This is a genomic window from Streptomyces sp. NPDC007157 (assembly GCF_040634235.1).
Classification (GTDB): domain Bacteria; phylum Actinomycetota; class Actinomycetes; order Streptomycetales; family Streptomycetaceae; genus Streptomyces.
This window is the reverse complement of record NZ_JBEYFE010000003.1, coordinates 429,291-447,177: the sequence shown is the minus strand read 5'-3', so window position 1 is coordinate 447,177 and position 17,887 is coordinate 429,291. Positions and strand designations below refer to the sequence as shown.

At 72.6% G+C, this 17,887-nt stretch carries 13 protein-coding genes; 1 reads left to right on the top strand and 12 read right to left on the bottom strand.

Annotated elements, in window-relative coordinates; genetic code table 11:
* Positions 1-4 precede the first annotated feature (4 nt).
* From ABZ642_RS07530 to ABZ642_RS07510, 5 genes are all read right to left on the bottom strand, one after another.
* Positions 5-964 (bottom strand): hypothetical protein, encoded by a 960-nt coding sequence (locus tag ABZ642_RS07530; RefSeq protein ID WP_360478636.1) that lies wholly within the window; start codon positions 962-964, stop codon positions 5-7.
* Positions 965-976: 12 nt separating this feature from the next.
* On the bottom strand, positions 977-2,449 hold the full coding sequence (locus ABZ642_RS07525) for an APC family permease (RefSeq protein ID WP_360478633.1): 1,473 nt from the start codon (positions 2,447-2,449) through the stop codon (positions 977-979).
* A gap of 291 nt (positions 2,450-2,740) precedes the next feature.
* Positions 2,741-4,144 carry a Si-specific NAD(P)(+) transhydrogenase gene (sthA, locus tag ABZ642_RS07520; protein WP_360478630.1) on the bottom strand — a complete coding sequence of 468 codons (1,404 nt, stop codon included), beginning with the start codon at positions 4,142-4,144 and terminating at the stop codon, positions 2,741-2,743.
* Positions 4,145-4,255: 111 nt separating this feature from the next.
* Positions 4,256-4,921 (bottom strand): nucleoside deaminase, encoded by a 666-nt coding sequence (locus ABZ642_RS07515; RefSeq protein ID WP_360478627.1) that lies wholly within the window; start codon positions 4,919-4,921, stop codon positions 4,256-4,258.
* 2 nt (positions 4,922-4,923) lie between these two features.
* On the bottom strand, positions 4,924-5,151 hold the full coding sequence (locus ABZ642_RS07510; RefSeq protein WP_360478624.1) for a hypothetical protein: 228 nt from the start codon (positions 5,149-5,151) through the stop codon (positions 4,924-4,926).
* Positions 5,152-5,320: 169 nt separating this feature from the next.
* Between ABZ642_RS07510 and ABZ642_RS07505 the strand changes: the two genes are divergently transcribed.
* On the top strand, positions 5,321-7,156 hold the full coding sequence (locus ABZ642_RS07505) for a glycoside hydrolase family 15 protein (protein WP_360478621.1): 1,836 nt from the start codon (positions 5,321-5,323) through the stop codon (positions 7,154-7,156).
* A gap of 3 nt (positions 7,157-7,159) precedes the next feature.
* Here ABZ642_RS07505 and ABZ642_RS07500 read toward each other — a convergent pair whose 3' ends face one another.
* From ABZ642_RS07500 to ABZ642_RS07470, 7 genes are all read right to left on the bottom strand, one after another.
* Positions 7,160-8,464, bottom strand: a complete 1,305-nt coding sequence (locus ABZ642_RS07500; protein WP_360478618.1) for a hypothetical protein — start codon at positions 8,462-8,464, stop codon at positions 7,160-7,162.
* A 67-nt stretch (positions 8,465-8,531) separates the two neighbouring features.
* Positions 8,532-11,168 (bottom strand): SpoIIE family protein phosphatase, encoded by a 2,637-nt coding sequence (locus ABZ642_RS07495; protein WP_360478926.1) that lies wholly within the window; start codon positions 11,166-11,168, stop codon positions 8,532-8,534.
* Between the two features lie 182 nt (positions 11,169-11,350).
* The gene (locus tag ABZ642_RS07490) at positions 11,351-13,855 is read right to left on the bottom strand and encodes a SpoIIE family protein phosphatase (RefSeq protein WP_360478615.1); all 2,505 of its coding nucleotides are present in this window, start codon (positions 13,853-13,855) and stop codon (positions 11,351-11,353) included.
* 113 nt (positions 13,856-13,968) lie between these two features.
* Positions 13,969-14,655, bottom strand: a complete 687-nt coding sequence (locus ABZ642_RS07485) for a 2-phosphosulfolactate phosphatase (RefSeq protein WP_360478612.1) — start codon at positions 14,653-14,655, stop codon at positions 13,969-13,971.
* A gap of 23 nt (positions 14,656-14,678) precedes the next feature.
* Positions 14,679-14,966 carry a DUF1232 domain-containing protein gene (locus ABZ642_RS07480; protein WP_351696789.1) on the bottom strand — a complete coding sequence of 96 codons (288 nt, stop codon included), beginning with the start codon at positions 14,964-14,966 and terminating at the stop codon, positions 14,679-14,681.
* Between the two features lie 40 nt (positions 14,967-15,006).
* Positions 15,007-16,182: a hypothetical protein gene (locus ABZ642_RS07475; protein ID WP_360478609.1), complete on the bottom strand. Its 1,176-nt coding sequence runs from the start codon at positions 16,180-16,182 to the stop codon at positions 15,007-15,009.
* 318 nt (positions 16,183-16,500) lie between these two features.
* On the bottom strand, positions 16,501-17,865 hold the full coding sequence (locus ABZ642_RS07470; RefSeq protein WP_360478606.1) for an FAD-dependent oxidoreductase: 1,365 nt from the start codon (positions 17,863-17,865) through the stop codon (positions 16,501-16,503).
* Between the last annotated feature and the right edge of the window lie 22 nt (positions 17,866-17,887).

Below are 17,887 nucleotides of genomic sequence, written 5' to 3'. Positions count from 1 at the left end.
GCCGTCAGCCGCGGATCTTCAGGTCCGCCCGCCACTTGGCGATCTGCTTCTCCGCGTCACCGGTGTACGACCACGGGGTGCGGGTCACCCGCGGCCCCTGGATCCGCAGCAGGGCCGAGGCGATGTCCGTGACCCCCGCCTGGCAGGCCGCGTGCGTGAGGTAGTTGAGGTCACGCAGTTCGCCGGGGGCGACGGGCTCCTCACCGCGCTGGGCGATCCAGCGCTCCCAGGTGCGCCGTACGTCGCTGACCGCGCCGTCGTGCTTCCAGTGCTGACCGTGCCCCACCGAGGTCTGCTGCCCGCTCGCCTCGTCCAGGGCGTAGCGGAACTCCTCGACGCGGGCGTACTGCACGAGGACCGGCAGCGCGCAGCCCGGCGGGGCGACCCCGGCCGCGTCCCGGGCGAAGTCGTACATCAGGCCGTGCGTGCCGTGCCAGCGTGCGGAGTAGTAGTGGAGCACCTGGAGATGGCCCTCCACGTTGTACGGGTCGCGCCGGTGCAACTCGTCCCACCAGCGGGCGAGTTCCTGCCGGCGCACCCCGGTCGGATACAGCCGTGCCACCGAGATCAGGGAGACCCAGGGGGTAGGGTCCTGCGGGTACGCCTCCGTGGCCGCCAGACAGGCCAGCACGGCGGCGTCGATCCTGGACCGGTCGATCGGGGCACCCCGGCCCGCCGAGATGGCCAGGGTGAACGCCCGGGCCGTCTCGGTCGCCGCCCGCAGCGCCAACGCGTCGGCGCCGTGCGGTTCCGCGGCCAGCCAGGACTCCGCCGTCGAACTGCCCGCGCAGGCCTGCGCAAGGAGGCGCACCCGGTGTCCCCGGACCAGCCAGTCCGGGCCGGTGGCCCGCAGCAGGTCCCGCAGTCCCTGCCAGCGGCCGATGACGATGTCCTGCCGGGCCGAGGTGAGGGCGGTGTCCCCGCAGTCCGGGTCGAAGTCGGGGACGAAGCGGTCTCTCGCCATCGGGCTCGTACCTCAGAAATCCGTGGGGAGGCCTTCGTAAGCCTGGGCCTGTGCGGTGGCGTGGTCGTCGGGCACGTAGTCGGTCTCGACGGTGTGGGTGGCGTCCAGCTTGGCAGGCCGGTAGTAGTCGCTGCCCTGTTTCCAGTACCAGAGCATCGGGATCAGGCCGACGGCCAGACCGCCGACGCCGATCGTGATCGCCGCGCTGCTCAGCTCGCTCAGCGACTCGACGAAGATCCAGAACATGAACACCGCGCCGAGCAGCGGCCACAGCCCGCCGAGCAGGAAGTTGCCCGCGGACTTGAAGAGCATCTTGCGGTAGGCGACCACCACCGCGAGGCCGGCGAGACCGTAGTAGACGGCGATCTGGAGGCCGATCGCCGAGATGGCGTCGGAGAGGATCTCGCCCACCGAGCCCAGCGCGTTGGAGGCGATGAACATCACCAGAGCCACCGCGCCGACCACGGCGATCGCCACGTACGGGGTGTTCCAGGTGCGGTGCACCTTGCCCAGCGCGGCCGGCATCGTGCGGTCGCGGCCCATCGCGAACAGCGAGCGGGTGACCTGGATGAGAGTCGTCTCCAGGGTGGCGATGGTGGACAGCATCACGGCGACGATCAGCAGCTTGCCGCCCCAGCCCGGCGCGACCTCGTCGCCGAGCACGGCCAGCACGTTGGCGTCGTTCGCCGCGATCTGGTCCGAGGAGAGGATGATGTTCACGGCGATGGTGAACACCTCGAAAAGGGCGAAGACGACACCCACCCCGATCAGGCCCGCGAGTCCGGTCGTACGGCGGGAGTTGCGGGTCTCCTCGCTGAGGTTGCTGGTGACGTCCCAGCCCCAGTAGTAGAACGCGGCGATCAGCGCGCCCGAGGCGAAGCCGGAGACGCCGTCGAAGTGGCTGAAGCCGAGCCACGACCAGTGGAAGGCGCGGGCGTTGCCGGTGTGGAAGAGGGCGAGCACCGCGAACAGCAGCAGGATCGCCAGCTCGATGCCGGACATCAGCAGCTGGGCACGGACCGTGAGCCGGGCACCCCCGAGCACCACCGCCAGCATGACCAGGAACCAGGCGGCCCCGACCACCGTCGACAGCGCCACGTTGTCGGCGAGGCCCGAGTCGAACAGGGACAGCGTCATCGAGCCGGCGGGCAGTGAGCCGGCCACCATGAAGATGGTGGCCGACACCACCAGTGCCCAGCCGCTGACGAAGCCGAGGAAGGGGTGCAGGGTGCGGCCCACCCAGGAGTAGCTCGCGCCCGCGTTGACATCGATCCGGCCCAGGTAGCTGAAGGCCAGCGCGATGCCCAGCATGGGTATCGCGCACCACAGCAGCGCGGCCGGACTGGCCAGCCCCACCGCCCCCACCAGGACCGCGGTGGTCGCGGCCAGCGAGTACGCCGGTGCGCTGCCCGCCACGGCCATCACCACGGTGTCGAACGTGCCGAGGGCGTTGGCCTGCAGCCCTCTGCCCCTGTTGTTGCTCATGGTTGTGCTGCTTTCCGGTCGTGCAGGGCGCACGGGAGTGCAGGCCCGCGGTGGTACGGGGGTGCACGACCCGCCTCGCAGCCGGTGAGGGTTGGCCTCGGGCAGGGGGCCGGTCGGAAGAGACAAAGGGGTGGTGAAGGCCGCATGCCGAGAGTCGGCGAACAGTCACACCGCGTGTGTGGGTGTGACTATAGCGGCACCCTTTGACCTTTCAAGCTGACCGACCGGTAATCACATATGCCACTTGGGGTGGCCAACCCCCACACCGGAAGCAGTGGTTCCCTGAGCCCCTCAGTCCTCCAGCCGGTCGAGCTGTCGCAGCTTGTTGGTGGCGTCCAGGGCCGCGACCTTGTACGACTCCGCGAGCGTCGGGTAGTTGAACACGGCATCCACCAGATAGTCGACCGTGCCGCCGCAGCCCATCACCGACTGACCGATATGGATCAGTTCTGTCGCTCCGGTACCGAAGCAGTGCACGCCGAGCAGCCGCCGGTCGTCGGGGGAGACCAGGAGCTTGAGCATTCCGTGCGAGTCTCCGATGATCTGCCCCCGGGCCAGCTCCCGGTAGCGGGCCACGCCGACCTCGAACGGCACGCACTCCTCGGTGAGTTGGTCCTCGGTCCGGCCGACGAAGCTGATCTCCGGGATGGTGTAGATCCCGATCGGCTGCAGGTTGTCCATCTGCCCGACCGGTTCCCCGAAGGCGTGGTAGGCGGCGACCCGGCCCTGTTCCATCGAGGTCGCGGCGAGCGCCGGGAAGCCGATGACATCGCCGACGGCGTAGATGTGCGGCACCTCGGTGCGGAAGTGCTCGTCCACCTTGATCCGGCCCCGCCGGTCCGCGGACAGGCCCGCCTTGTCCAGGTCGAGTTCGTCGGTCAGGCCCTGCCGGCCCGCCGAGTACATCACCGTGTCCGCCGGTATCTTCTTGCCGCTCTCCAACACGGTCAGGGTGCCCCGGGGGTGCCGCTCGACGGCGGCGACGGTCTCGCCGAACCGGAAGGTGACGGCCAGGTCCCTGAGGTGGTACTTGAGCGACTCGACGACCTCGACGTCGCACATGTCGAGCATGGCCGCGCGCTTCTCGACCACGGTGACCTTGCTGCCGAGCGCGGCGAACATCGAGGCGTACTCCATGCCGATCACACCGGCACCCACGATGACCATGGAGCGCGGCACCCGCTCCAGCGACAGCACGTTGTCCGAGTCCATGATGGTGCGGCCGTCGAACTCGACGCTGTCCGGGCGGGCCGGCCGGGTGCCGGTGGCGATGACGATGTGCTCCGCCGTCAACAGTCTTTCGTTGCCGTTCGGTTCGCGCAGGGCGACGGTGTGCGGGTCGACGAACCGGCCGGTGCCGGAGCAGAGGGTGACGTGGTTGCGGGAGAGCTGGTTCCGGATGACGTCCACCTCGCGGCTGACCACGTGCTGGGTGCGCGCGGTCAGGTCGGCGACGGTGATGTCCTCCTTCAGCCGGTAGCTCTGGCCGTAGAGATCGCGCTGGGTGAGACCGGTCAGATAGAGGACCGCCTCGCGCAGGGTCTTGGAGGGGATGGTGCCGGTGTGGATGGACACACCGCCGACCATCTCGGGGCTGTCGACCACGGCGACCCGGCGGCCCAGCTTGGCCGCGGCGATGGCGGCCTTCTGGCCGCCGGGTCCGGATCCGATGACGAGCATGTCGAAGTCTGGCACCTTGCGGAGTCTGTCAGCAGGCGGCCCCGCTTCGAAAGAGAGAACGGTCAACCTTCGCGTGAAATCCGGTACGGACCTGGGTCGTTGCGCTTCCCGCGGCGCACGGCCGGCTCACCGCGCCCCGACCGGCCGGTCGCCGCGCAGGATCTGGGCCCGCCGGAACAGCGCGTCGGTCGTCCCGGCGAGGACGCCGCCCAGCAGCCGGGGGGTGTAGAAGGACCTGGCCGCGTCGGCCACCGCCCGTGCCGGGAGGGCGATCTGGTCCAGCCCGGTGCGGCCGAGCCCGTCGATCGAGGTGCCCCAGACGACCTGGCCCACACCCGCCCAGGCGCAGGCGCTCATGCACATGGCACACGGTTCCCCGGTCGAGTACAGGGTGGTCGCGGCCCATCCGTGGTTGCCGACCCGGTGTACGTAGTCGGCCATGGCGAGCATCTCCCCGTGGTACGTCGGGTTCTCGGCCGAGGTGTTCACCGCGCGTCCCAGGACCCGGCCCGAGCCCACGAGCACCGCGCCGAAGGGGTAGCGCGGGTTCCGGCGCGCCTCCTCGACCGCCGCCCGCATGAACCGCGCGTGGTCCTCGCCCATGTACCGCGCGTTGTCCTCGCCGTCGCCGTCGCCGTCGCCGTCGCCGTCGCCGTCGCCGTCGCCGTCGCCGTCGCCGTCCGTGGACGTGACGACGACGACGGCGGGTGCGGGTCGCGGTGTGTGTACGGCGGGCCCGGACGACACCACGCCCGCCGATCCGAGGAGGCCGAGGAGGCGGCGCCTGTCCAACGTCAGGGCAGGAGCCTCTCGACGCAGTTCGGCCCCTCGCGCTCCATCTTCTTCCTGGCCCATTCCAGCGTGGCCGGGGTGACGTCCCGGCCCGAGGCCATCACCAGGTCTTCGGGCGCCACCCCGGTGCCGGGGGCGCTGTGCAGCAGGGAGTCCGGGGTGGCGCGGTCGTCGGACGACGTGGCGCGGTCGTCGGACGACCGGGACGCTTCGGGTTCTGAGGTCGACATGGTCTCTCCTTCGCGGAGCGGGTGCACACTCTCACGATTGCCCGCCCGGCCGCACCCCGCATCCGGAGCGGACCGTGGCCCTTCCGGCACCGGGTACCCGATGCCGGAGGGAAATTATCCCTTTTTGGATGTAATGTGCCCATACATCCGTTCCGGGGAGGCTGCCGCGATGATCGACCAGCGGTTCGTTCAAAACGCGCCTGGTAGCCCCCGCTACCTGACGATCGCCGAGCACGGGCTGATCGGCGATCTGCGCACCGTGGCCCTGGTCGGCAGCGACGGCACCATCGACTGGTACTGCTGCCCGTCCTTCGACGCCCCCAGCGTCTTCGCGGCCGTGCTGGACGCCGAGCGCGGCGGCCACTTCACGCTGGCCCCGGCCGTACCGGCCCGCACCAAGCAGTTCTACTTCCCCGACACCAACGTGCTGATCACCCGGTTCTTCACCGACGACGGCGTCGGCGAGGTCCAGGACTTCATGCCCGTCACCGGCGACTCCGGGGACAGCGAGCGGCACCGGCTCATCCGCCGGGTGATCTGCGTGCGCGGCACCGTACCCTTCCGGGTCCGGGTCGCCCCCCGTTTCAACTACGGCGCCGACCCGCACACTCTGCGCCTGCTCGACGGCACCGCCCTGTTCGAGTCCGAGACGATGTCCCTGGCGCTCACCGCCACGGTGGTCATGGAGAGCGACGGACAGGACGCCCACGCCGACTTCAAACTCGGCGAGGGCGAGTCCGCGGTCTTCGCCCTCGACCAGGCCGGCGAGCACATCGCGCCACGCGGCTGCGCCCATATCGAGGCCGAACGACAGTTCGAGGCCACCGTCCGCTACTGGCGGCGCTGGCTGTCCCGGTCCCGCTACCGGGGCCGCTGGCGCGAGATGGTGCACCGCTCCGCACTCACCCTGAAGCTGCTCACCTACGCGCCCACCGGCGCCATCGTGGCCGCGCCCACCACCAGCCTCCCCGAGCAGTTCGGCGGCGAACGCAACTGGGACTACCGGTACGTCTGGGTCCGCGACGCCGCCTTCGCCGTCTACGCCCTGCTGCGGCTCGGCTTCACCGGCGAGGCCGAGGCCTTCATGAACTTCCTGACCACCTGCATCACCCCCGGCGACGGCGCCGCCTCGGGGCCGCTGCAGATCATGTACGGCATCGACGGCCGCACCGACCTGCCCGAGCGCGAGCTCCCGCATCTGGAGGGCCACTGCGGATCCGCCCCGGTGCGGGTCGGCAACGCCGCGGCCGACCAGCTCCAGCTGGACATCTACGGCGCCCTCATCGACTCGATCTACCTCTACGACAAATGGGCCCAGCCCATCTCCAGCGGCCAGTGGGACGACGTCACCCGGCTCGTCGCCTGGGTCTGCGACCACTGGGACCAGCCCGACGAGGGCGTCTGGGAGACCCGCGGCGGCCGCAAGAACTTCCTCTACTCGCGCCTGATGTGCTGGGTCGCCATCGAGCGGGCGATCCGGCTGGCCCGCCGACGCGGCCTGCCCGCCGACCTGGCCCACTGGCTGGGCGCCCGGGACGCCATCTACCGGCGGATCATGGACCGCGGCTGGTCCGAGCGGCGCCGCGCCTTCGTCCAGTACGAGGGCGGTGACGTCCTGGACGCCTCACTCCTCATGATGCCGCTGGCCAAGTTCATCGCCCCGACCGACCCCAAGTGGCTCTCCACCCTGGACGCCCTGGGCGAGGACCTGGTCTCCGACTCCCTCGTCTACCGCTACGACCCGCAGGCCAGCCCCGACGGCCTGCGCGGCGACGAGGGCACCTTCTCCATCTGCTCGTTCTGGTACGTGGAGGCCCTGGTGCGCGCCGGACGCGTGGACGAGGCCCGGCTCGCCTTCGAGAAGATGCTCACCTACGCCAACCATCTCGGCCTGTACGCCGAGGAGATCGGCCGCACCGGAGAGCAACAGGGCAACTTCCCGCAGGCGTTCACTCATCTCTCGCTGATCAGTGCGGCCTTCAACCTGGACCGGGCGCTCGGCTGACGGTCACCCGAACCGTGAACTGCGCACCGGGCCCGAGGAGTTGACGCGGGCCCGGTCGCCGGTGAGCCAGCCGTCCCGGACGGACCCCGCGAACGCGGTGAACGCCTCGTCCGGGTCGTCGGGCCCCTCGCCGTCGCCCTCGTCGGGAGCCGCGTCGGCCCGGGCGATCTGGGCGGCCAGCTCCTCCTCGGGCCGGTCGTCGGCCGCCTCCCGCTCCGCCTCGCCGTCCTCGCCGACCCGCAGTCGCTCGCCCCACGGGGGCACCACCGACTGGTGCAGCAGACCGACGCTGTCGGCGGTGACGGCCGGGGTGTCGGTCCAGCAGCTCGCGTGCTCGTGCAACACCTGGCCCGGGGCGCGCTCGAAGAGGGCGCCGATGATCTCGGGACCCGACGGGTGCCCGGCCAGCTCGTTGAGGTCGTACGCCACGACGACGGTGTCCCGGCGGTCCGGCTCGAACGGCACGGCCGGCAGGTCCAGCACCTCGGCGGCGACCAGGCCCAGGATCCGCGAGCCGCGGTCGGGCAGCAGGGACACCGAACGCGGACTCGTCCGCGTCGTGGACAGCAGGAGCGCCAGCCGACGCAGAGCGCGCAGGCACATCTCGGGGCTGTCCTGGAGCCAGGCGTAACGGCCCGACATGCCCGCGGCGAAGCCGAACGGGGACAGCGTGCCCAGCACCTGGCCGCCGATCACGTACTGCCAGTCACGCAGTCCCGACGGCTCGCCGAGGGCGGCGGCCCGCTCCAGCATCCGGGTCTGGCGCTCCCGCGTGGGCAGCCACCGCGCGTCCTCCGGCTCGGGCAGCAGCGCGTGCTGACGGCGGGCCGTCTCCAGGTCGCCCGCCATGAGCGCGTTGTACACCAGCAGATACCGGTCCGGCCAGTCGGCGAAGTCGCCCTCGTGGCGGGCCAGTTCGGTCATCGCCTCCTGGTGGCGCTCCTCCCGCTCGAACGCCGACACCAGCTCCCGCAGGACGGTCAGCGAATCCGGGTTGTGGCTCAGCACCGTGCGCAGCGGCGGGATCGCCAGGAAGGACAGGCCGCGTTCGACACACGCGTACCCGAAGTCGAAGAGGTTCTTGGCATGGTCGGGCCGGGCGGCGAGCGCGGCGGCGGCCTGTCCGAGGTCCTCGAAGCCGGCGGCCTCGGCGGCCCGCTCGACCACGAGGGCCACCTCGGCGACCGGCGCGTCCTCCCCGGCGGCCCGCAACTGGCGTACCGCCCCGGGCAGATCCCCGGAGTCCAGGTACTCCCAGGCCTTGACGAGTTCGGCGGACTTGGGGCGACGGCTGCGGCGCGAGAACATACCGGGGATCATCACCCGCGGGGTGACGTGTCCTCAACACAATTGTGCGAGGCACCCCCTCGGGGCCTCAGGGCAGCGGCTGTTCCGCCCAGATGACCTTGCCGGCGGGGGTGTACCGGGTGCCCCAGCGCTCGGCCATCTGCGCGACCAGGAACAGTCCCCGGCCGCCCTCGTCGGTGGTCGCCGCGTACCGCAGGTGCGGCGAGGTGGTGCTGGCGTCGGAGACCTCGCAGATCAGCGTCCGGTCGCGGAGCAGCCGTACCCCGATGGGCGCACGGCCGTGGCGGATGGCGTTGGTGACCAGCTCGCTGAGGATCAGTTCGGTGGTGAACGACAGCTCGTCCAGTTCCCAGTCCGCGAGCTGACGGGTCACCTTGGCCCGCACCTCGGAGACGGCCGCCGGGTCGGCCGGCACCTGCCACTCGGCGACCTGGTCCGCGCCGAGCGCCCGGGTGCGGGCGACGATCAGCGCCACGTCGTCGCTGGGGCGGGCCGGCAACCGCTCCAGGACCGCCGCACAGGTCTCCTCGGGGGTGCCGCCGGCCGCCGACTCCAGCGCACCGGCCAGCAGTTCGAGCCCCTCGTCGATGTCCCGCTGCCGGTCCTCGACCAGCCCGTCGGTGTACAGGACCAGGCTGCTGCCCTCGGGCAGCTCCAGGTCCGCCGTTTCGAAAGGCAGTCCGCCCACCCCCAGCGGCGGTCCGGCCGGCACGTCCGGGAACCGCACACTGCCGTCGGGCCCGAGCAGCGCCGGCGGCGGATGACCGGCCCGGGCCACCGTGCAGCGCCGGGAGACCGGGTCGTAGATCGCGTAGAGGCAGGTCGCCCCCGTGACCGGGGCCGTGCTGTCCGCCGGGACCTCGTCCTGGTCGATGCGGCTCACCAACTCGTCCAGCAGGCTCAGCAGCTCGTCGGGGGTCAGATCCAGCGCCGCGAAGTTGTGCACGGCCGTGCGCAGCCGCCCCATGGTCGCCGCCGCGTGCAGCCCGTGCCCCACGACGTCCCCGACCACCAGTGCCACCCGGGCCCCGGACAGCGGCAGGACGTCGAACCAGTCGCCGCCCACCCCCGCCTGCGCCGGCAGATAGCGGTAGGCGATGTCCAGGGCGCTCTGCTCGGGCAGACTGCGCGGCAGCAGACTGCGCTGGAGGGCCACCGCCATGCTGTGCTCGCGCGTGTAGCGGCGGGCGTTGTCGATGGAGACGGCGGCCCGGGCCACCAGCTCCTCCGCGAGCGCCAGCTCCTCCGTGTCGAACGGCGCGAGCTTCTCCGAACGGCAGAAGTTGGCCACCCCCAGCACCAGGTTCCCGGCCCGCAGCGGCACCGTGATCAGCGAGTGGATGCCGAACTCCAGGATCCGGCCGGTGAGCTCCACGTCCTGGGCCCGCCAGCCGGGCGCGTCCTGCAGCCGCGGCTCGACGACGGAGTCGCCGGTGTCCAGACAGCGGGCCTGCGGCGATGACGGCACGAACCGGATCCGTTCGCCGACCTGGTAGAGCGGGGCGTCCTTGCGGAGGCCGGTGAACGCCACCCGGCGCAGCGCGTCCCCGGGCTTGGGCTCCTCGCCCTTGAGGACCGCGTCGTACAGGTCGATGGCGGCGTAGTCCGCGAACCGGGGCACGGCCAGCTCCGCCAGTTCCTCGGCCGTACGGGTGACGTCCAGGCTGGTGCCGATGCCCACCCCGGCGTCGTACAGCATGTTCAGGCGCTCGCGGGCCACCTCGGCGCGCCCGGACAGGGCGCGCAGCTCGGTGGAGTCGCGCAGGGTGATGACGCTGCCGGGCGGGCCGCCGCGCACCTCGATGGGGCGCTGGTTGACGGCCAGCAGCCGGTCCTTGACCAGGTGCACCTCGTCGGTGGCCATCCGCCCCGAGGCGATCAGCTCCGCGGTGTCGCTGTCCAGGCCGAGGTCCCGCACCTTGCGGTGCTCCGCGTCCGGGGGCAGGTCCAGCAGGCGCTGTGCCTCGTCGTTGGCGAGCATCAGCCGGCCGTCGCCGCCCACGATCAGCACCCCCTCCCGCACGGAGTGCAGCACCGCGTCGTGGTGCTCGTACATGCGGGTCATCTCGTGCGGGCCGAGGCCGTGCGTCTGACGCCTCAGGCGTCGGCTGACCAGCGCCGTGCCCGCCGTCGCCAGCGCCAGCGCGGCGGCGGCCGAGGCCAGCAGCAGCGGCAGCTGCTGGTCGGCGGCGCCACCCACGTGCGCGGTGGTGATGCCGGCCGACACCAGCCCCACCACCTTGCCGTCGGTGTCCCTGACCGGGACCACGGCCTGCACCAGCTCCCCGATGGTGCCGTGGACCTCCTCGGTGACGGTCCGGCCGGCCAGCGCGGGCCCGATGTTCCCGACGAACTTCTTCCCGATGCGGTCCGGTTTCGGGTGCGTGTAGCGGATCCCCTCGGTGTTCATGACGACGATGAAGTCCACCCCGGTCGCCTTGCGGGCCGCCTCGGCCTTCGGCTGGAGGACGGTGGTCGGATCCGGCAGCCGCAGCGCCGCGGCGGTGCCGGGCGCGTTGGCGAAGGACTCGGCGACGGCCACGGACCGGTTGCGGGCCTCCATGCTGCTGTCGTGCCGCACCTGGAGGACCTGTTCCACCGCCGCCGTCACGACCAGCAGCAGCACGATCACCACCTGCAGCATGAACATCTGTCCGGCCACGCTGCGGCCGCTGCGCGCCGACCACCACCGTCCGGAACGCATATGCCCCGGCCGGGTCGCCGTCCGCTCCCGCTCCGCGCGCGGCGCGTGCGGAGCCTCGGAAGGAGGCGGCCGGGTCTCGGACCGGCCGGGCAGACGGACCATGAGCCCATGTCTACACTGCCCGGCCCTGCGAGGCGAGAGGGTCTCCGGAGGCAACCGGCCCGATGCCCCGTCGTGTCGGGTCATGGCCGGTCCCCGGGCGCCCGGCGGCGGGTGGCGAGCAGCAGCGCCACGTCGTCGGGCCGGTCGGTGGCGTGCCGGGCCGTGGCGGTGAGCCGGTCGGCCACCCCGGCCAGTGATCGGCCGCCGCGCCGGCCCGGCGCCGCCCCGGCCTCGGCCAGGGCCAGCCGCAGCGCCGTGATGCCGTCGTCGATGTCCTCGCCCGGCCGCTCCACCAGCCCGTCCGTGTAAAGGGCGAGGATCGCGTCCGGCTCCAGCTCCAGCTCGGTCACCGGATACCGGGCCCGCGGGTCCACGCCGAGCACCACTCCGCCGGGGATCTCCAGGACGCGGGTGCGGCCGTCCGGGGCGCGCAGCAGCGGCTGCGGATGACCTGCCCGGGCGACCCGGGCCAGTCCGGTGGCGGGGTCCAGGCGCAGATAGCAGCAGCTGGCGAACTGGCCCGGGTCGAGATCGATGAGCAGATGGTTGGTGCCGCACAGCACCTCGTCGGGCGGCCGGTCGCCGAGCGCGAACGCCCGTACCGCGCTGCGCAGCTGGCCCATGGTGGCCGCCGCCTGCACCCCGTGTCCCTGGACGTCCCCGATGACCAGGGCCAGTCCGTCGCCGGCCTCGACCACGTCGTACCAGTCTCCGCCCACGTCCATGCCCTGGGTGCCCGGCAGATAGCGGCCGGCGGTCTCCACCCCCGGGTGGGCCGACAGCCGGCGGGGCAGCAGCGCCTGCTGGAGTCCGCGGGCGAGGGCGGCCTCGGTGTCGTACCGCTGGGCCTTCTCCATCGCGTGCGCGATCAGGCCCGCGAGCGCCGTGAGGACGGTGCGCTCCTCGGTGGTGAAGCCGCGCTCGACGTCGAAGCCGAGGATGCAGGAGCCGACCGGGCGACCGGAGGCGATCAGCGGCAGGAAGGCGCGGGCGCCCACGTCGGCGTCCAGGGCGAGGCCCGGGTAGGTGTCCGCCAGCCCCCGCATCGACTCGAAGAACAGCGGTCTGCCGGTGGTGAGGGTCTCGACGCCGGGGATTCGGGCGTCGAGACCGACCCCGTCGAAGGGGGCGAGGAAGCCCGGCGGGAAGCCGTACTCCCAGGCCAGGTAGAGATGCCGGTCCTGGAGGAGGTAGATGGCCAGTCGGCGGCCGCCGAAGGCCGGGAGCAGCTCCTGCATCACCACCGCCGACACCTGGCGTGCGGTCACCGCGTCGGTCAGTGCGATGGCCAGGGCGATCGGCCGGTACAGCGGGGCCGTCGGGGCGCCGCCGACGACGGCCGGACCGCCCGCCGCACCCGGCTCCGGCGGGCTCGGCAGGGTCACGGCCGGGTCGATCCGGTTGGTGGGGACGACCGTGCCGGTGACGACGTCGGGGCCGGGGTGCAGGGACAGGGCGAGCCAGTCGCCCTCGCCGGTGTCCCCGTGGCGGACCTGGAAGTGCACCGGGTCGGGGGAGAGCAGCGCACCGCGCCAGTGGTCGTCGTACGGTGATCCGCCCAGCCACGGCATGACCTCCCACACGGGCCGCCCGAGCAGCTCGGCGGGCGGCCGGCCGGTCAGGCGGGCGGCCGCCGGGTTGACGTAGCGCAGCAGCCCCGAGCGGTCCAGGCAGAACACACCCTGGGGGAGCAGATCGGCCACCCTGTCGGCGAACCCGGTCGGGCCCGGGTCGACGACGACCCCAAAGACCAGGGGCGGGTCCGGGGCGCCGGGCGGCCGCCACAGTTCCAGCAGGCGCGGGGCGCCGTCCGCGGCCCGCACCCGCAGCGGGGACTCCGGCGGGCGGCCGGCCGCGGTCTCGCGCAGCGCGGTCAGGACCTGGTGGGCGTCGGTGGGCGTCACGGCCGCCGCCAGTTCGGCGCCGGTGGCGGGGAAGTCCTTCGGCGAAACGCCGAGCAGGGCGTGCAGCCGGTCGTCCGCGGACACCGCCGAGGTGGCCGGATCCCAGGTGAAACGCCCGGCGCGGGCCGTCCCCGGACGCGTCGTGGGCGGGTGTACGCACACCGGCTCGCCCTCCCAGGCGACCGCCGCGTCGCCCTCCTCGGCCACCAGCGCGCGCAGCCCGGCGCCCAGGTCCTCGGCCAGCCGGCCCAGGTGGTCCAGGCCGGGCAGCTCGTCCTCCGCGTCCGGGACCGCCGGACGCAGCACGGTGAGCACCCCGAAGGACGGCGCGGCCCCGGGCACGGGCGTGTACACCGATCCGAACTGGAACGGCAGCCCGGCCGCGAACTGGGGGTAGCGGCGCACCATCTCGGTGGCGTTGGGCAGCACGACCCGTACCCCGAGCCGGTAGGCGTCCGCGACCGGGAAGGGCCGGTCCATGTGCAGCCGCCACCAGGGCCGGAACAGCGGGCCGGGCAGCCCCACCAGCGTCGCGAGCCGCAGCAGCCCGGGGGCGTCGGCGCGCAGGTACACCCCGGCTACGTGGCCGCCGGCCGCGTCCAGGGCGCCGGTCGAGGCGTCGACCAGCAGCGCGGTCAGCCGTTCACGCGCCCGGCCCAGGTGCTCGCCGCTCCCAGTCATCCGGTCCTACCTCGTCCGTGCACCGCCGGGTGGGGACACAGCAAGAATGCGCCACGACGCCCACGGAACGCACCCGGGCGGCACCGACCGGTTGCTCCTCGCGGAGCGCCGGCTCAGCCGTCGGCGACCGGGCGCAGCACCAGGTGACCGTTCTCCCGGGCGGCGGCCATGGCGAACGGGAAGGCGTCCGTCTCCAGGCACAGCGGTACGTCCTCGGGGTGGATGCCCTCCCAGCCGAGCCGCACCCCCTCGGCGAGCCGCGCGGCGGCTTCGGAGTTCCGGGCCCGGTCCACGAACGGACCCGGGTCGAGGCCGTCGTCGGCCACCCGCCCGGCGATGTACTGGGCGCAGGCCAGGTCCTCCTCGGCCCGCCCGCCGTCCCCGGTGACGACGAAGGTGACCTCCGCGGGCCGTTCCCGCCGCAGGACGGCGGCGGTGGCCCCGGCGACCACGAAACTCGCGCACAGCAGCAGCCGGGCCCCGGCGACGGCCAGCGCCCCGGCCGTCCCGGCGGTGGTCCGCTGGACGACGGTGCGGCCCGCGACGTCCAGCGAGCGCAGCCGGGCCGGTGAGTTGGCCAGGTCGAAGCCCGGCACCACCGGACCGTCCTGGAAGGCCAGCCAGCCCGGGTGGCGGGCCTTCAACTCCAGCGCCTCGTCGAGGGTTTCGGCGAAGACGATTCGCTCCGCACCCCGCCGGAAGGCCCCGGCCGCCACGGTGAACGCCCGCATCACGTCGACGACCACGGCGACATCGGGCGGCGAGGAGAGCCCGGAGACACCGGTGAACGTGGTTCGCATCAGCCCATCATGCCCTGGGCGGCTCAGAGTTCGGGCTCCTCCGTCGGCAGCACCCGGGCCGCGCGCATCGAGCGCAGGGCCAGCAGGAGGACGCCGATGTCGTCCAGGTAGATCGGGTCGGGGAGGAGGTCGGTCGGCAGCACCAGGTACAGGACGGCGCCCCAGAACACCCAGCGCGGTCCGGTGGGCAGCCCGGCCCGGCGCAGGGTGCGCCGGGTGCGGACCAGTCGTACGAGCACGGTGACCGCCCCGGCGAGCAGGGCCGCCGCGACGATCGCGCAGATCACGAGCACGGTCGTGGTGGTGTCCATGGCTGTCCTGCCGTCCTGCCCCGGTCCGGCCCGGGACTCCTCAGTGGTCCGTCTTCCCGGTTTCGTCCTCGGGCATGACCGCCGGCCCGGCACTATCCTTCGGTGGCCGCAGGCCCTTGAAGACCCGGGTCAACTGCTGGAAGGGCGAGCCGGGTTGGGAGGCCGGTACGGCGGGGGCGGGAGTGTCACGGAGGGCGGCGAGCGCCTCGTCGGCCCGCGCGGCGGCCTCCCGGTACAGGTCGCGGGACCTGGTCATGGCCTCCAGGGCCTCGGCGTACTGCGCGACCCGCTCGCGTTCGCGGGCGAGCTCCTCCTCCAGCGTCATCAGGGTCCAGTTGTCGCGCAGATCGGCCAGCGCCTCCTCGGCGCCCTGCGGCGCGGGCTTGGACAGCGCGGCGAACCGGCGCAGCACGGCGATCAGTTCGGTGGACTCCGAGCCGTCCAGGAAGACGCTGCGCACCGCGTACTCCCGCGCGTCGTAGCCGGACGGTGCCGGATCCGGGGGCAGCAGCACGGCACCGCCGCGCGGCACCTCGACGCCGAGGTCGCGCACCGCCCAGTTGACGGCACGGAACTGCTGGGGCGTGGCCCGGTGCTCCACGACACGGTGGGCGAGGCCGGGCGGCAGCTGCCGGACCAGCGGCTGCCGGCCGAGCGCGTCGGGCGTCATCGCCTCGTGCACCACGAGGTTGACGCACCAGGCGTCCTTCGCGGCCTCGCGCAGTACTCGCCGCATGTCCTTGTCGTCGGCGGGCAGCGGGTTGACCGTGCGCATTCGCAGGCCCGCGACGGCCGGGTGGTAGTCCCACGCGGCCTCGCCGCCGTCCCCGGCCTCGTCGCCGTCGGGCCAGAACACCGTCGCCGGAGAGGGCCAGGCCTCGTCCCAGGGCCGCTCGGCCTCGGCGACGAGCTGCCACTCCCGTCCGGCCGCCTGGGCCACCAGGGTCAGCCGGGCGCGCACCGTCACCGTGCCGTCGTCGACGCGCCAGCGCGCCTCGAAGATCCGCGGGCCGGATTCCCCGGGCACGGCGGAATCGGCGGGCACGGCGGGCACGGCGGGCACGGCGGGTTCGGCGAAGTCGTCGAGGGCGCCGGTCTCCTTGCGGCGGCGCAGGATCCGGCGGATCACCTCCTCGGAGTCCGGGCCCGTGTGGCGCCCGCGGGCGGCCCAGACGGTCGGCGGAAGGACGGCGCGGTCGGTGGCGGAGTTCGACATGGGCCAATCTGCTGATGGGAGCGGGGTGTGCGTTCCAGTATCACCGCTCGGGAGCGTGTTACACAGGGTTGGGGCCGCCCGCGCACGGGGAATGCGCCCCGCACCCGGGGTGTGCACCGTGTGCGTCGTGCGACGCCGGTTCACCTGTGTCCCCGACCAGGCGGATTCCGGACAATGGTGCGGCGAACGGGGTCTGCTCGTCCATCCGCATCGGGGCGGGCCCCGTTCGCCCGGCCGACGGTGAACAGGTGAGGGGGCCGACGGCGATCCGTCGGCCCCCTTGAGCCCTTCGAGCCCTTCGAGCGGTTCAGCGTCGTGTCACGCGCCGCTCTCCCGGAGCATGTCCTCGCGCTCGACGAGCTTCACCCGCTCGCGGCCCTGCGGCTCGCCCAGCGCCCGCTCGGCGGCGTCCAGCCGGTACCAGCCCTCCCAGGTGGTGAAGCGGACGTTCCGCTCGGCGAGGAAGGCGTCGACGGCCTGCGGCGCGGGCGACTCGGGAGTGTGCAGCCGGTCGTTCGCGAAGTCGTCCAGCAGGTTGGAGACCGTCTCGTTGGCGTCGCCCTTGGTGTGACCGATCAGACCGACCGGGCCGCGGCGGATCCAGCCGGTGACGTACGTCGACCGGAGGTGGTTGCCGCTCTCCTCGATGACGCGGCCGCCCTGGTCCGGGACCGTGCCCGAGTCGATGTCCCAGGGCAGCTTGGGCAGCTTGTCGGAGAGGTAGCCGACCGCGCGGTAGACCGTGCCGAGCTCCCAGTCCTTGAACTCCCCGGTGCCCTTGACGTTGCCGGTGCCGTCCAGGGCGGTGCGCTCGGTGCGCAGGCCGGTGACCTTGCCGTTCTCGCCGAGGATCTCGGTCGGCGACTCGAAGAAGTGCAGGAAGAGCTTGTGCGGGCGGTCGCCGACATCGCGGATCGCCCAGTTCTCCAGGGTCTTGGCGACCATGTCGGCCTGCTTGTTGCCGCGCCGGGTCTCGATCGAGCCCGCGTCGTAGTCGATGTCCTCGGGGTCGACGATGACCTCGATGTTGGGGGAGTGGTCCAGCTCGCGCAGCTCCATCGGGGAGAACTTCGCCTGCGCCGGGCCACGGCGGCCGAAGACGTGCACCTCGAGGGCCTTGTTGGCCTTCAGACCGTCGTGGACGTTCGGCGGGATCTCGGTCGGCAGCAGCTCGTCGGCGGTCTTGGCGAGGATGCGGGCCACGTCCAGGGCCACGTTGCCGACGCCGAGGACGGCGACCTTCTCGGCCTCCAGCGGCCAGGTGCGCGGCACGTCCGGGTGGCCGTCGTACCAGGAGACGAAGTCGGCCGCGCCGTAGGAGCCGTCCAGCTCGATGCCGGGTATGCGCAGCTCGCGGTCGGCCGTCGCGCCGGTCGAGAAGATCACCGCGTCGTAGAAGGAGCGCAGGTCGTCGAGGCTGATGTCGGTCGGGTAGTCCACATTGCCGAAGAGCCTGATCTGCGGCTTGTCGAGCACCTGGTGCAGGGCCGTGATGATGCCCTTGATGCGGGGGTGGTCGGGGGCGACGCCGTAACGGATCAGGCCGAACGGGGCGGGCATCCGCTCGAAGAGGTCGATGGACACGCCGGGCTCGGCGGCCACCTCGGACTTGAGCAGGGCGTCGGCGGCGTAGATCCCGGCGGGGCCGGCTCCGACGATGGCTACCCGCAGGGGGCGCGGCATGATCAGGTTCCCTTCGAGTGAG

Excerpts from the sequence above, each read along its gene's own strand:
- ABZ642_RS07475 (WP_360478609.1), bottom strand. The coding sequence starts at position 16,182 with ATGTCGAACTCCGCCACCGACCGCGCCGTCCTTCCGCCGACCGTCTGG.
- ABZ642_RS07500 (WP_360478618.1), bottom strand. The coding sequence starts at position 8,464 with ATGTTCTCGCGCCGCAGCCGTCGCCCCAAGTCCGCCGAACTCGTCAAG.
- ABZ642_RS07510 (WP_360478624.1), bottom strand. The coding sequence starts at position 5,151 with ATGTCGACCTCAGAACCCGAAGCGTCCCGGTCGTCCGACGACCGCGCC.
- ABZ642_RS07505 (WP_360478621.1), top strand. The coding sequence starts at position 5,321 with ATGATCGACCAGCGGTTCGTTCAAAACGCGCCTGGTAGCCCCCGCTAC.
- ABZ642_RS07485 (WP_360478612.1), bottom strand. The coding sequence starts at position 14,655 with ATGCGAACCACGTTCACCGGTGTCTCCGGGCTCTCCTCGCCGCCCGAT.
- ABZ642_RS07470 (WP_360478606.1), bottom strand. The coding sequence starts at position 17,865 with ATGCCGCGCCCCCTGCGGGTAGCCATCGTCGGAGCCGGCCCCGCCGGG.
- ABZ642_RS07525 (WP_360478633.1), bottom strand. The coding sequence starts at position 2,449 with ATGAGCAACAACAGGGGCAGAGGGCTGCAGGCCAACGCCCTCGGCACG.
- ABZ642_RS07530 (WP_360478636.1), bottom strand. The coding sequence starts at position 964 with ATGGCGAGAGACCGCTTCGTCCCCGACTTCGACCCGGACTGCGGGGAC.
- ABZ642_RS07495 (WP_360478926.1), bottom strand. The coding sequence starts at position 11,168 with ATGCGTTCCGGACGGTGGTGGTCGGCGCGCAGCGGCCGCAGCGTGGCC.
- ABZ642_RS07480 (WP_351696789.1), bottom strand. The coding sequence starts at position 14,966 with ATGGACACCACCACGACCGTGCTCGTGATCTGCGCGATCGTCGCGGCG.
- ABZ642_RS07490 (WP_360478615.1), bottom strand. The coding sequence starts at position 13,855 with ATGACTGGGAGCGGCGAGCACCTGGGCCGGGCGCGTGAACGGCTGACC.